The sequence below is a fragment of the Sphingomonas sp. BL2 genome (assembly GCF_056680015.1).
The window spans coordinates 596,077-609,482 of the sequence record NZ_CM155261.1 but is presented as its reverse complement, the minus strand read 5'-3'; the positions used below and the strand labels follow the sequence as shown (position 1 = coordinate 609,482).

General features: G+C 65.4%; 11 protein-coding genes. 7 read left to right on the top strand and 4 right to left on the bottom strand.

Annotation, left to right across the window (positions count from 1 at the left end; translation table 11 throughout):
• The first annotated feature begins 98 nt into the window (after positions 1-98).
• The 5 genes from AC1ME3_RS02710 to alr all read left to right on the top strand — a co-directional run bounded on the left by AC1ME3_RS02710 (position 99) and on the right by alr (position 5,847).
• Positions 99-1,997, top strand: a complete 1,899-nt coding sequence (locus AC1ME3_RS02710) for a TonB-dependent receptor plug domain-containing protein (RefSeq protein ID WP_480954733.1) — start codon at positions 99-101, stop codon at positions 1,995-1,997.
• On the top strand, positions 1,994-2,794 hold the full coding sequence (locus AC1ME3_RS02705) for an ABC transporter substrate-binding protein (RefSeq protein ID WP_480954732.1): 801 nt from the start codon (positions 1,994-1,996) through the stop codon (positions 2,792-2,794). Before AC1ME3_RS02710 ends, AC1ME3_RS02705 begins: the two co-directional genes overlap by 4 nt.
• Positions 2,795-2,951: 157 nt before the next feature.
• On the top strand, positions 2,952-3,920 hold the full coding sequence (locus tag AC1ME3_RS02700; RefSeq protein WP_480954731.1) for a FecCD family ABC transporter permease: 969 nt from the start codon (positions 2,952-2,954) through the stop codon (positions 3,918-3,920).
• The gene (locus AC1ME3_RS02695; RefSeq protein ID WP_480954730.1) at positions 3,911-4,690 is read left to right on the top strand and encodes an ABC transporter ATP-binding protein; all 780 of its coding nucleotides are present in this window, start codon (positions 3,911-3,913) and stop codon (positions 4,688-4,690) included. The genes AC1ME3_RS02700 and AC1ME3_RS02695 overlap by 10 nt, the downstream gene beginning before the upstream one ends.
• Positions 4,691-4,818: 128 nt before the next feature.
• Entirely contained in the window at positions 4,819-5,847 is a 1,029-nt protein-coding gene (alr, locus tag AC1ME3_RS02690) for an alanine racemase (RefSeq protein ID WP_480955744.1), read from the top strand.
• On the opposite strand, the gene AC1ME3_RS02685 is transcribed toward alr, so the two are convergent.
• The 4 genes from AC1ME3_RS02685 to AC1ME3_RS02670 all read right to left on the bottom strand — a co-directional run bounded on the left by AC1ME3_RS02685 (position 5,840) and on the right by AC1ME3_RS02670 (position 12,509).
• Positions 5,840-6,811, bottom strand: coding sequence for a 2OG-Fe(II) oxygenase (locus tag AC1ME3_RS02685; RefSeq protein WP_480954729.1), 972 nt, complete (start codon positions 6,809-6,811; stop codon positions 5,840-5,842). The genes alr and AC1ME3_RS02685 overlap by 8 nt on opposite strands.
• Positions 6,812-6,899: 88 nt before the next feature.
• Complete coding sequence (locus tag AC1ME3_RS02680; protein ID WP_480954728.1) at positions 6,900-10,070, bottom strand: TonB-dependent receptor domain-containing protein; 3,171 nt, start codon at positions 10,068-10,070, stop codon at positions 6,900-6,902.
• A 270-nt stretch (positions 10,071-10,340) separates the two neighbouring features.
• The gene (locus tag AC1ME3_RS02675; RefSeq protein ID WP_480954727.1) at positions 10,341-11,528 is read right to left on the bottom strand and encodes an acetyl-CoA C-acetyltransferase; all 1,188 of its coding nucleotides are present in this window, start codon (positions 11,526-11,528) and stop codon (positions 10,341-10,343) included.
• A gap of 33 nt (positions 11,529-11,561) precedes the next feature.
• Complete coding sequence (locus AC1ME3_RS02670) at positions 11,562-12,509, bottom strand: alpha/beta fold hydrolase (protein WP_480954726.1); 948 nt, start codon at positions 12,507-12,509, stop codon at positions 11,562-11,564.
• 125 nt (positions 12,510-12,634) lie between these two features.
• On the opposite strand from AC1ME3_RS02670, the gene phaR reads away from it, so the two are divergent.
• Positions 12,635-13,177: a polyhydroxyalkanoate synthesis repressor PhaR gene (phaR, locus tag AC1ME3_RS02665; protein ID WP_056065197.1), complete on the top strand. Its 543-nt coding sequence runs from the start codon at positions 12,635-12,637 to the stop codon at positions 13,175-13,177.
• A 12-nt stretch (positions 13,178-13,189) separates the two neighbouring features.
• Entirely contained in the window at positions 13,190-13,378 is a 189-nt protein-coding gene (locus AC1ME3_RS02660) for a hypothetical protein (RefSeq protein ID WP_480954725.1), read from the top strand.
• Positions 13,379-13,406 lie beyond the last annotated feature (28 nt).

The following is a 13,406-nucleotide window of genomic DNA, read 5'->3' as shown; positions in this document are numbered from 1 at the left end:
GCGCGGACGAGTGCTCCGGTCTTGCCGGGTTTCCTCGAGCGAGAGACGTCTGGCCGCCCGGCGAATGGTCGCTGGCGGTTCTGGTTAGGACGCAGCCGATGACGAAATTCTTCCTTCTCCTGAGTGCCGCGGCGATCGCATCGCCCGCCTATGCGCAGGACATTCCCGACGCCGACGCCCCCGAAATCGTCGTCACCGCGACCCGCGCGGCGCAACCGCTGAGCGAGATCGGCCAAGCCGTGACCGTGATCGACCGCGCCGAGATTGAGCGCCGCCAGACCACCATCGTCTCCGACCTGCTCGCGACCACGCCCGGCGTCACTGTCACGCGCAACGGCACAGTCGGCGCACTGACCAGCGTCCGCATCCGCGGTGCCGAGGCGGACCAAACGCTCGTCGTGATCGACGGCGTGCGCGTCAACGATCCGTCGTCGACCGGCGGCGGATTCAACTTCGGCAACCTCCTGTCGAGCTCGGTCGAGCGGATCGAAATCTTGCGCGGCCCGAACTCTGTGCCGTGGGGCAGCCAGGCGATCGGCGGCGTCGTCAACATCATCACCGCCGCGCCGACCGAAGGCGTGCAGGCGCGCGCCAACGCCGAATATGGCTATGCCGACAGCGTGTTCGCGAGCGCGGGCGTGTCGGGCAAGTCGGGGCCGGTGTCCGGATCGCTGACCGGCGGATATCTGCGCACCGATGGCATCTCGTCCGCGGCCAGCGGCACCGAGCGCGACGGCTATCGCCAATATGGCACGACCGGGCGGGTCGGCGTCGAGTTCGCGCCGGGCATCGGCCTCGACCTGCGCGGCTATTTTGCCGACAGCAAGGTCGACATCGACGACGGTTTCGACCCGAAGACGTTCGTGGTCGCGGACAGCCTTGCCTACGGCACCACGCAGGAGCTGTACGGCTATGCTGGCCTACATGCGAACCTCGCCGATGGCCGGTTCAACAACCGCGTGGCGTTCACGATCGCCGATATCAACCGCGACAATTACTCGCAGCCCGGCGGGGATGTGACGTTTCTCGGCCGCGGCCGCAGCGAACGCTACGAGTATCAGGGCGACTTCCGTCCGCTCGACCAGATGCGCGTCGTCGCCGGCGTCGAGCGCGAGAACAGCCGCTTTAACGACGGCTTCACCTTCGCGCATACCGGCATCACCAGCGTCTACGGTCAGCTGATCGTCAAGCCGCTCTCCATCCTCACGATCACGGGCGGCGTCCGCAACGACGACCATGACGATTTCGGCAGCCACACGACGTTTGGCGCGAACGCTGCACTGGCGTTGCGCACCGGCACCACCGTCCGCGCGAGCTATGGCGAGGGCTTCAAGGCACCGACCTTGTACCAGCTCTTCTCCGAATACGGGAACCGTGGCCTCGCTCCAGAGACCGCGCGCAATTTCGATATCGGCGTCGAACAGGCGTTCCTCGGCAACCGGGTCCGCACAGGCGTCACCTATTTCAATCGCCGCACGCGCAACCAGATCGACTTCCGCGATTGCAGCCCGACCGAGCTGGAGACGCCCAATTCGATCTGCGCCAAGCGCCCGTTCGGCGTCTACGACAACGTCGCGCGGGCCGAAGCGGACGGCGTCGAATTCACGCTCGCGCTGCGCCCGGTCGACGCGCTGACGCTGACCGCAAACTACAGCTATATCGATACGGAGAACCGCTCTATCGGGGACAATTTCGGCAATGATCTCGCGCGCCGCCCCAAGCAGACCGCGAGCGTCGACGCCGATTACCGGTTCGCGTTCGGCCTCTCCGTTGGCGGCACCGTGACGATGGTCGGCGACAGCTTCGACGAGGCGAGCAATACCACGCGTCTCGACGGCTATGCGCTGGCCGGCGTGCGTGCGGAACTGCCGATCGGGGAGCGGTTCGCGGTCTATGGCCGCATCGATAACCTGACCGACTCGCGGTACGAGACGATTGCGGGCTACGGCAATTACGGCCGCGCGGCCTATGGCGGCGTGCGGTTGCGGCTGAAGTGAGGCGTGGGGCGATCCTCCTCGCGCTCCTGCTCGGGGGCTGCGCAAAACCCCCTGGCGCGGGAGTAGGCGGGGGGATCGTCTCGACCAATCCGTGCGTGGATTCGGTGCTGGTCCGCATCCTGCCGCCTGCACGGATCGCCGCGATCAGCCATTATTCGCAGGATCCCTCCGCGACCTCGATCTCGATCGCCGTCGCGCGCAGGTTTCGCGGGATCGCCGGGACCGCGGAGGAGGTGATCGCGCTCCACCCCGATCTGGTCATCGCCAGCACCTACACGCCGCCCGCGACGCAGGCGGCGTACGCGCGCGCCGGTTTGAAGACGTTGCTGGTCGGCATCCCCGACTCGATCGCGGAGAGCCAGGCGCAGGTCACGCAGATCGCCCAAGCGGTCGGTGCGCCCGTGGGCGGAGCGCGGATCAACGCGGAAATCGACCGGGCGGTGACGCGCTGGAGCCGCGAGGACGGCGCTTCGCCGAGCGCGTTGCTCTATATCAGCGGCGATCTCGCGACCGGGGGGAGCACGTTGCTGAACGACATGATGACGCGCGTCGGCTTCCGCAACGCCGCCGCGAGCTACGGCCTGACGCACACCGGCACGCTATCCGCCGAGACGATCGTGACGCAGCCGCCCGCCGTCGTGATGGCCCCTGAACGCGCCAGCCGTGGCACGACACTGCGCCGCCGCCTGCTGCCGAACACGCCGCAAGCCGTCTTCCCGCGCGTCCTGATCAATTGCGGCGGGCCTACCATCGCGCCTGCGCTCGAACGCCTCGCCGCGATCCGGGCGGGGCTGTGATGCGACACGCATACGACAACCACCCCGGCGGAGGCCGGGGCCCAATTGGAGTAGCCGAGGTAACGGAGTGCTGCGCGCCGTCACGACCGTCCCCCAATTGGGCCCCGGCCTGCGCCGGGGTGGTGGCGGTGGTTGGTATGGGCGAGGAGGCGCTCTTATGACACGCACGCCTAAACTCCTCGCGCTCGGCCTGCTCGTAGTCTTTCTGTTCGTCCTGTCGCTGGGTTGCGGGAAAGTATGGGTGCCGCTCGACGCCTGGTTCTCGATCGACCCGCGCTGGTGGATCATCATCGAGCTCCGCCTGCCGCGCGCAGTGCTCGGGCTCGCGCTCGGCGCAACGCTCGGCCTGTCGGGGGCGGTGCTGCAAGGCTATCTCCGCAACCCACTCGCCGACCCGGCAGTCGTTGGCGTATCATCGGTCGCGGCGCTCGCAGCGGTTGCGGCGATCGTGTTTGGGCTCGGCTCCGGCCCCGCGATCTTCGCCGCCGCGATGCTCGGCGCAGGCGGCGCGGTCGCATTGCTCGCCGCGCTGACGTGGCGGTCGCCGAGCGCGATCACCTTCATTCTCGCGGGCACGGTGCTGTCGAGCCTCGCCGGCGCGCTGACCGCGTTCCTGATCTCGATCGCGCCGAACCCCTATGCGGTCGCCGAAGTGATCGACTGGATCATGGGCGCGCTGACCGATCGCGGCTGGGATGACGTGACGCTCGCGCTGCCGCCAATGGCGGTCGGTGCGGTGCTGCTGTTGCTCACTGGCCGCTCGCTCGATGCATTGGCGCTGGGCGAGGCGGCGGCGCGGTCGCTCGGGACACGCATGGGCCGTGTTCGGTTGCTGGTCGTGCTCGGCACCGGCCTCGTCGTCGGTGCAGGGGTCGCAGTTACCGGCGTGATCGGGTTTGTCGGGCTGGTCGTACCGCACCTCCTGCGGCCGATCTTCGGCCACCGCCCGAGCGCCTTGCTACTCCCCTCCGCGCTCGGTGGAGCGGCGCTCGTGCTCGCTGCCGACAGCCTCGTCCGTCTTGCCCCCGGTGCTGGTGAAATCCGGCTCGGCGTCGCGATGGCGATGATCGGCGCGCCGTTCTTCCTCGGATTGCTGGTCAGGGAAAGAGGTCGCGCATGGATCTGATCATCGACGCACTGGGCGTGAAGCTCGGCAAGCGCGCTGTTCTTAGCGACGTCTCTGCACATCTCCGCCCCGGCCGCGTCACCGCGATCCTCGGCCCCAATGGCGCCGGCAAGAGCACGCTCATCAAGGCGGCCGCCGCGCTCGTCGATCGCAGCACCGGCAGCGTCCGCCTCGATGCGCAGGACGTCGCCAGTATGGACCCGCGCGCCCGAGCCCGTTCGGTCGGCTATCTCCCGCAGGACGCGACCGTGCATTGGAACATCGTAGCTCGCGACGTCGTCGCATTAGGCCGCCTGCCACATCTCGGCGCGCATGCTGCTCCATCGCTCGAAGATCATGCCGCCGTCGACCGCGCGATGCACGATACCGAGACGATTCATTTCGCGGATCGCCCGGTCGGCGAACTCTCCGGCGGCGAGCGCGCCCGCGTCCTGCTTGCACGCGTATTGGCCGGCGAACCGCGCTGGTTGCTCGCCGACGAACCGCTCGCGAGCCTAGACCCCTCGCACCAGATCGGTCTGCTCTCCCGCCTGCGCGCTTATGCGGCCGGCGGGGCAGGGGTGGCGATAGTCCTCCACGACCTCGTCCAGGCACAGCGCGCGGCAGACGATGCGCTGGTGATCGCAGAGGGGCGGTGCGTTGCATTCGGTCCGGTCGCCGAGGTGATGACCGCGGACATGCTCGCCCACGTGTTCGGCGTCCGCGTCGCCCCGTTAGACGATGGAGGCCGGAACTTGCTGGTCCCGGTCGGCCGCGTCGCGGCCGGCTGAACCAAGCGATCCCGCGGCCGCGTCAAGGCCGGCTAGACCGGGCGACCCCGCGGTCGAGCCGAGGCGTGGCGGATGAAAGGTCATCGACGCGCCGCGCCCGCGGCACTATTCCGCGCCGGGTGATCGACATTCCTGCCCCCCTCCGCCTGCGCCTAGACGGCGACGCTCTCGTCCAGAACTGGCGCACACTCGACCGCATGAGCGGCACCGCAGCGTGCGGCGCCGCGGTGAAGGCGAACGGCTACGGCCTCGGCGCGATCGAAGTCGCGCGGCGGTTGGCGGGCGCAGGCTGCCGAGATTTCTTCGTCTCGAACTGGCAGGAAGCCGCCGAACTCGCCCCGCTGGGCCTGACGGTTTCCGTCCTCCACGGCGTCCGCGAAGACGACATGCCCGCCGCGGCCGCCGGCTTCGCCCGACCGGTCCTCAACACCCCGACGCAAGTCGCGCGCTGGAAAGCAGCCGGTGGCAGCGTGTGCGACGTGATGGTCGACACCGGCATGAACCGCCTCGGCATCTCGGCGGATGACGTCGCAAGCGGTCTGCTCGACGGCCTCCAGATCGAAACGCTGATGAGCCACCTGGCCTGCGCCGACGAGGACTCGCCGATGAACGCGGTGCAGCGCAACCGGTTTGCGGCGTTGGTCGGTAGGACGACGGCTAAACGCATGAGCCTCGCAAACTCCGCCGGGATCGCGCTCGATGGCTATGCTTTCGATCTCACGCGGCCGGGGCTGGCGCTTTACGGTGGTGTTCCCCGAGACGAACTGAATGTGATCCAGCAAGTCGTTCGCCCCGAGGCACAGATCCTACAACGTCGTCGTGTCGAGGCTGGCGGGAGCGTCGGCTATAACGCGCGATGGACTGCCAGTACGGAAACCGAAGTCGCAATACTCAATCTCGGCTACGCAGATGGATATCGACGGCATTTCACCAATGTCGGCGCGGCGCTGGCCTCAGGAAGCGTCTTGCCCGTCCTGGGCAGGGTCTCGATGGACCTCGTCGCGATAGCCGTCGACGCTGCCAAGGATCTCGCCGAGGGCGACTGGGTCGTGCTGGACTATGCTCTGCCGACCAGCGCCGCAGCCTCCGCGCTCTCGCAATACGAACTGTTGACTGGTCTTGGCCAACGGTTCGATCGGCTATGGTCGTCTAGCTGATCGTCCACGGATCAATCGGTTCCGCACGAATCCAGCGCGTAGCCAGCCATTTGGCTCCCTGCGTGACGGGCAAGCCCGCGTGCTGGCTGGATTGGTCGATCGCGCCGTCCTTGGTCAGCGTCTTGAACATGATCGCGTCGCCACCCCGTGGCGTAACCTTGAGGTTACTGGCGGGAAAATGCGTTTCGCCGCCGCGATACCCTTCGTTCAGATAGATCAGCACGGTTGTGATGCGTTGGTTCACGGCACCCTGGATCGTGTCCAGATGAAGACGGTATTGTTGTCCGGGCCGATACCGCAACACGGTAAGCGGTTCGCCCTGTGCGATATCCGTACCGCTCGCGGTGGCGATGCGCTGGTTCAGCGCGCGAACGACAAGGTCCTCGCGCGCTGGCCCGATCGCGGTTCCATCCGATGTCCGGATGGGATGCGCGATCCAGCGGCCAGTGCGGGGATCGATGACGCGTGCGGGCTCCAGCATCTCTGCTGCGACACCGGCGAGGTGCGCGCACTCCGCCGGAGTGAAGAATTTTGGAAAGCGGATCACGTCGGGCGTCTCACTAAGCGTTTCCGACACGGGCATCGCGACCGGTGCGCCCGCGGCGTCGATGGCCATGGCCTGGATCAGCGTCAATTGCGCCGCTGCAACCGGATCGTGGAGCGCGGCAGTTCGCAGCAGAGCCACTGCCGTCGGCCAGTCCGATTGGCCGCCGCTACCGTTGGCCGTCAACGCAATTTCCATTAGCGCGGCATCGACATGGCCGATCGAAACGGCTTGAGTCAGTAGCGCGCGGGCGCGGACGAGGTCTCTGGGGACGACGTCACCGATAAGATGCCACACCGCCAGCTGCATCACCGCATCGACGTCGCGTCGACGTGCGGCCGTGTTCAGCAAGGCAAGTGCATCCGTGACTGCACCCGATGCAACAAGACGATTCGCTTCGGCGACAGCTGTGTGTGGCATCGTGAACCTTATCCGTTATCTACGGCAAAAAAAGAACCGGGAGCATCGCCCCCGGTTCTCTTTCATCAGAAATCGGCGTTCGATTAAATCAGAACTTCGCCGATACACCCGCGTAGAAGAAGCGGCCACGGTTGTCGTAGATACCCGAGCCTGCGCCGACGCCGGTAAGGCCATAAGGCGGCTTCTTGTTGCCGATGTTGTTCACGCCCACATTGAAGTTGAACTTCTCGTTCACATCATAGCCCGCGCGAACGTCGCTGTAGGTGACGATGGGATACTGCTTGAGATCCGCATAATCGGGGTTCTGTGCAGGCTCGCCATTGACCGAGTTATAGTCCTCGAACGTGTTCAGGTACATTTTGTCGAGCCAGCGGAAGGTGTAGCCGACCGAGAACCCACCGAACTTAGCGTCGGCACCGATGTTGAACGCGTCCGAAGGGTCGCCCAGTTCGCCGGTGATGACGTTCTTGAAGTTGGGACGTGCCGGATCGGTGAAGCTGTCGCGCTGGATAACATGCGTCCAGACGCCCTTCACGCTTGCCTGCATGAACCCGAAATCGCGATCGAACGAGATGTTCGTGTCGATCCCGCGCGCCTTCAGCTTGGCGTAGTTCTGCGGCGAATCCTGGTATGACCCTTCCAGGATACGGAATGCCTGCTCGCCGCGCGGCCCACCGTCGGCACCGGCACGCTTAAAGAGTGCGCAGAACTGATTGTCGAGCGACGCAGCGTCATAGCACGCATTCAGTGCCTGCTGGACGGTCGGCGAGGTGATCACGTCGTCGACGGTGATGTCGTAATAATCGACCGATACCGACAGGCCGCGGAGATAGCTCGGACGATACACGCCGCCGAGAGTCAGCGACTTCGAGCTTTCCGCCTTCAACGCGCGATTGCCGCCGCTGACGATCTCGAGCGACGAGGTGTAGACATAGTCGTAGTTCGCTGGACGCCCTTGCGCGGCGCAGTTGGCCGCACGGGTCGCCGATCCAGTGTTGATGTTACGCGTCGAGCAGGGATCGTTTGGCGCCGGGGTGAAGTTCTGGCCGGGCACCGAATAGGTTTCCCCCAGGTATGGCGAACGGACGGCCTTCGAATACGACCCGCGGAGCAGCAGGTCGTTCATTGGGCGCCACGAAACGTCGCCGCTATAGGCGTACACGGTACCCACCGAGCCCTTATAGTCCGCGACGCGGCCCGAACCGTGAAGCGTCAGTTCCTTCAGCAGGAACACGTCCTTGACCAGCGGCACCGAGACTTCGCCGAACGCTTCCTTCACTTCGAAGGCAGGCGAGGAGAACGAGGGCAGGGCATTGTAGAAGGCGTAGCCGGCCTGGGTGAAGGGATCCAGATCGTAGGAAAGCGTCTCGCGACGGTATTCACCACCCAGCGAGAAGGCGATCGGGCCACCGGGTAGCTCGAACAACTGCCGCAAATTGCCCGACACATAGCCGCTGGCAACGAACTGCGTAGCCTTGCCGTCGGCCGTTGTCGGCGTGACCAAATAGGCCTTGGTGGCATCGCTGACGCTGCCCTGGCCGAACGGGTTGAGCGGAACGCAGGCGGCGATGTCCGCGGCGAGCTGCGCCGGGTTGCCACCGCGATCGGTACCCGCATAGGCCGGGTTGATCTGCGAACGGCAGACGATCTGGCCCGCCGCATTCAGCGCGGTATCGTTCGCTAGCAGGAAGCGCTGACGGTTGACGTTGCCGGAGATGACGTTGCGCTCTTTATGCTCGCCATAGTTCGCCGAGATCTCGTAGTTCCAGTCGGTGTTGAATTCGCCGCGAACGCCGACAACGGCCCGATACGTCTCGCGCTTGATGCGCTCGTCACGCGTGCCGAGATCGAGATAGTTGCGACGCAGGGAGAACCGATACGTTCCCGCGGCGATCTGCGCGAGCGACAAATTGCGGTTGGCGATTCCCGCTGCTGTCGTCCCATAGGCGGTTCCCGTGTTCGGATTGACGCCCGAATTGACGGCAGCGGTCAGCTGCGACGTCAACGTCGCGCGGGCTTGCGCGTTCAGATACGGGTTGTCGAGGCGGATGCCTTCGCGATTAACCGTGCCCGACGCAGTGCCAGTGCCCGATCCGTACGAGCGGTCGTTGAGCCCCGCGACGGAGATGCCATCGGCCAGCGTCTGCCCCTGTGAAAAGAACGGGCCGCTTTGTGAGCCGAAGGCATCCGTCCGAACATATTTCGCTTCGATGAACGGGACGAAGGCAGGAGAAATCTCGTAATGACCGATCGCGTTGAACGCATAGCGCTTGACGTCGGGCGACAGCACCAGAAGACGGTCTTCGCGGCTGGTCGTGCCGTTGCCGCCGATGAAGCTGCCGTTCGGGCCGAGACCAACCCGCAAGCCGGTCTGGTTGGCTAGGGTGCCGTTCGGCTGGAACAGCGAGGAGCAAGTGAAGGACGAGCCGACCGCGTCGACGCCGCAGGGCGCGTTTGCCGTGTTAGCGTACCGGACACCAACCTGACCACCGAGCGAAATCGTCGAACTGCGGATGTCGCGGTAGAAGACGCGATCCTTCACATCGTCCGACGACGCGCCGACATCGGTATCGACGATGACGAAGGCGTCGTTCTGGCGGATGTTCGGACGACCCGACCCATAATAATCCTGCTGGTGCGCAAATTCCGCGTTCACCGCGAAATTACCGCGACCATCGGCAAAGTTGGTGCCGGCGACTGCGGCGATATACTGGTTGCCGGCATCGCCATATTTGCTGATGCCGCTCTGGCCATGCAGCTTCAGGCCTTCGAAATTGTCCTTTAGGATAAAGTTGACGACGCCGGCGATCGCGTCCGATCCGTAGATCGACGAGTTACCGCCGGTAACGATGTCGACGCGATCGATCAGATCGGTCGGCAGCGTATTGATGTCGACGGCGTTACCGTTGTTGATGATGTCTGCAGTGACCTGACGGCGCCCGTTGATCAGCACGAGCGTGCGTGACCGACCCAGGCCACGAAGATCAAGGAAATTCAGGCCGCGGGTACCGATGCCCGACGTCGAATTCTGCGAACCCAGCGAACTCCGCAACTGCGGCAAGTCGTTAAGCACGTCACCCACCGAAATGCGCCCGCTCTGGAAGATTTCTGCCGCCGATACGGTTGTGATCGGAACGGGGGAGTCGTCGTTCGCCCGGCGAATACGCGAGCCCGTTACAAGGATCTCCTCGCTGGTCGAGTCAGCTTTGTCCTGAGTCGGGGTGATTGCCGTCGTTGTGGTCGCAGGGTCTGCGCCCACCTGAGCGAAGGCCGATGCCGGCAACAAAACCGCGCCCGTCGCGAGGATCGTGGCAGATAAAAAGTCGCGTGTTCTAGACAATTAATGTCCCCCGTTTACCGGCACTTTTGCCGTTATGGGTGACATACAGCCCGCATTGGGGCGAACTCGCAAGCCTGTGTTCAGGTTCAGGCAGTCCACCTTGTACGTTTGCAATCGGATGTGACAAAATCGTCACAATTCATCACACGCGAAAGCGCTATCGATACAAAATTACGCGATTCTGGGGTCTTACCGCTCGATACACATGGCAATCCCCATTCCGCCGCCGATGCACAGCGTCGCCAGCCCGCGTTTCGCATCGCGCTTTTGCATCTCGTAGATCAGCGTCGTCAGGACGCGAGCGCCGCTGGCGCCGATCGGGTGGCCGATCGCGATGGCGCCGCCGTTGACGTTGACCTTCGATGCGTCCCAGCCGAGTTCCTTGCCGACCGACAGCGCTTGGGCGGCGAAGGCTTCGTTAGCCTCGATCAGGTCGAGGTCGGCGAGCGTCCAGCCGGCCTTCTCCAGCGCGCGCCTTGTGGCGGGGACGGGGCCGATGCCCATGATCGACGGGTCGACGCCGGCCGAGGCCCAGCTCTTGATCGTCGCGAGGATGGTCGAGCCGCGGCGTTCGGCTTCGTCGCGGCGCATCATCACGAGCGCGGCGGCGCCGTCGTTGAGGCCGCTCGCGTTGGCGGCGGTGACCGTACCGTCCTTCTTGAACGCGGGTTTCACGCCCGAGACGCTCTCGATCGTCGCGCCGGCGCGGATGTATTCGTCGTCGGTGACCACGGTGTCGCCCTTGCGGCCCTTGATCGTGACGAGCGCGATCTCGTCCTTGAAGCGCCCCGAACCGCGCGCGGCCTCGGCCTTGTTCTGCGAGGCGACCGAGAAGGCGTCCTGCTCGCCGCGCGTGACCTGGTATTGCTCGGCCAGGTTCTCGGCGGTGATGCCCATGTGATAGCCGTTGAAGACGTCGGTCAGGCCGTCGCTGACCATCGTGTCGACGAGGCTGAGATTACCCATCTTCTGGCCGCCGCGGATCGACTGCGCGTGCGCGGAGAGCGACATCGATTCCTGGCCGCCCGCGACGACGATGGTGGCATCGCCGGTCTGGATCGCCTGGGCGGCGAGTGCGACGGCGCGAAGGCCCGAGCCGCAGACCTGGTTGACGCCCCAGGCGGGGATTTCCTTGGGCACGCCGGCGGCCATCGAGGCCTGGCGGGCGGGGTTCTGGCCTTGGGCCGCGGTAAGAACCTGGCCGAGGATCACTTCCGAGACGTCTTCGCCGGCGACGCCCGCCTGTTCGAGCGCGGCTTCGATTGCGATGCGGCCGAGCTCGTGCGCGGGTACGCTCGCGAACGCGCCCAGGAAGCTGCCGACGGGGGTGCGCTTGGCGGCGGTGATGACGACGTCGTGGGGGTTCAGGTCGGTCATGTCGGGATCCTCTATGGTTGGACCCCATGTAGGTCAGCCGAGCGCGGCGATCCAGTTGGCGAGCGGTTCCCACAGGCGCGAGCGAGCGGAGCGGCCGACGATCATGCCGACATGGCCTGCGCCGAGATCGCGGCGGTCGGCGAGACCGATCGCGGTGGCGGCGGGGACGATGCGGTCGCTGAGCGAGACGAACTCGACCGTGGGGCAGGCTAGTGTGAGCGGATCGACGGGGGTGCCGGCGATGACCCAGCCGCCTTTGCCGGGCAGGTCGTTGGCGATGCAGTCCTCGAACAGCGAGGCGGCGGCGGCGTAGGGGAGGGGGGCGCCAGCGTTCGCCCAGTCCTCGAGCCGGACGAATGCGCGTGCTGCGTCGCTGTCTGGGGCGAGATCGGCGAAGGCTTCGTATTTGGCGATCGTGCGCGCAGGGTCGAGTTGCCAGAAGCCGGCTTGGAGCACTTCCATCGGGAGGACACCGAGCATCGCCGCGGCGGGCTGGACCGCAGCCCAGGTCGCGGCGAGCGTGGGGCGGCCCTCGCCGTAGCCTTCGAAGTGCCAGGGGGCGGCGATCGTCGCGACACCGGGGGTGGGCGTGATCGCAGCGGCGCCCAGTGCGAGCGTACCGCCGAGGCAATAGCCGACCAGTACCGGCGGCTCGGGGAGTGCCTGGAGCAGCGGGACGAGCAACCGCTCGACATGCGCCGCCAGATCGAGGTCGCGGTCGGCGTCGCCGGGTGATCCCCAGTCGACCAGCCAAACGTGGAATCCTTGCTGGGCGGTCCATTGCACCAGCGAAGACTCGGGCGAATGATCGAGGATATCGGGCGGGTTTATCAACGATGGGACGAACACGACGGGTCGCCCTTCGCCGCCATAGTCGCGCAACGCGACCCGGCCAGCGCGGTGGATCGCAGGCCGCGGAACGGGGCGTTCCCCTCGCGGTGCCCCCTGATAAGCGCGCAATCCCGCTAGCGCGCGGGCCATGCGTTCCGGCGATGCTGCAGTCTCGTTGCGCAGCACGGAAAGGAACAAGGGTAAGGGCCTCGGACCTTGTTGCGGTGCGTCATCAAAGACTGTAGCCTCCGTTTCAAACATAAGACGGGGGATCCATGAAGAAGCAAAAGGCTGCCGACGGAATCGTCATCATCAAGAAGTACGCCAACCGGCGGCTCTATAACACCGAGTCGTCATCCTACATCACGCTCGATCATCTCGCGACGATGACTCGCGAGGGGCGCGACTTCAAGGTGGTCGATGCGAAGACCGACGAGGACATCACGCACAACGTCCTGACGCAGATCATCATGGAGGAGGAGAGCCGCGGCGAGACGATGATGCCGGTGAACTTCCTGCGCCAGCTGATCTCGATGTACGGCGATTCGATGCAGACGATGGTGCCCGGCTATCTGGAGGCGTCGATGGACAGCTTCCGTCGCAATCACGACCAGTTCAAGTCCGCAGTCGAAGGCGCGTTCGCGAACTCGCCTTTCGCCGACATCGCCAAGCGCAACCTCGAGATGTTCGACGCCGCAACACAGGCGATGACGCCGCCCGCACCTGCGCCTGCACCCGCCGCCAGCAAGGACGACGAGATCGCTGCGCTGCGCAACGAACTCGCCAAGTTGCAGGAAAAGGTCGAGAAGCTCGGCTGAACGATTGGACTGATGGGGGCGTCGGTGTTGTGGGGTGCGAGCGGTGGCTTGGCGGCGCTGGCGGTGATCGCGGGACTTGGTGAGCGTCGCAGGCGACGGCGGCGCGATCCGGATTCGGTTGGCTGGGTCGACTGGCCGACGGTCCAGATGCTGGCGTTGATCGCGTTGGCGATAACGGTCGGGCTGGCGATCAAGAGCTGAGGCTTGCCCTGACGCTGTGCTACTCGGT

What these genes read in the sequence shown, in the direction of transcription:
- AC1ME3_RS02710 (WP_480954733.1), top strand. Translation starts at nt 99, where the DNA reads ATGACGAAATTCTTCCTTCTCCTGAGTGCCGCGGCGATCGCATCGCCC.
- AC1ME3_RS02700 (WP_480954731.1), top strand. Translation starts at nt 2,952, where the DNA reads ATGACACGCACGCCTAAACTCCTCGCGCTCGGCCTGCTCGTAGTCTTT.
- AC1ME3_RS02695 (WP_480954730.1), top strand. Translation starts at nt 3,911, where the DNA reads ATGGATCTGATCATCGACGCACTGGGCGTGAAGCTCGGCAAGCGCGCT.
- AC1ME3_RS02685 (WP_480954729.1), bottom strand. Translation starts at nt 6,811, where the DNA reads ATGCCACACACAGCTGTCGCCGAAGCGAATCGTCTTGTTGCATCGGGT.
- AC1ME3_RS02675 (WP_480954727.1), bottom strand. Translation starts at nt 11,528, where the DNA reads ATGACCGACCTGAACCCCCACGACGTCGTCATCACCGCCGCCAAGCGC.
- AC1ME3_RS02670 (WP_480954726.1), bottom strand. Translation starts at nt 12,509, where the DNA reads ATGGCCCGCGCGCTAGCGGGATTGCGCGCTTATCAGGGGGCACCGCGA.
- phaR (WP_056065197.1), top strand. Translation starts at nt 12,635, where the DNA reads ATGAAGAAGCAAAAGGCTGCCGACGGAATCGTCATCATCAAGAAGTAC.
- AC1ME3_RS02660 (WP_480954725.1), top strand. Translation starts at nt 13,190, where the DNA reads ATGGGGGCGTCGGTGTTGTGGGGTGCGAGCGGTGGCTTGGCGGCGCTG.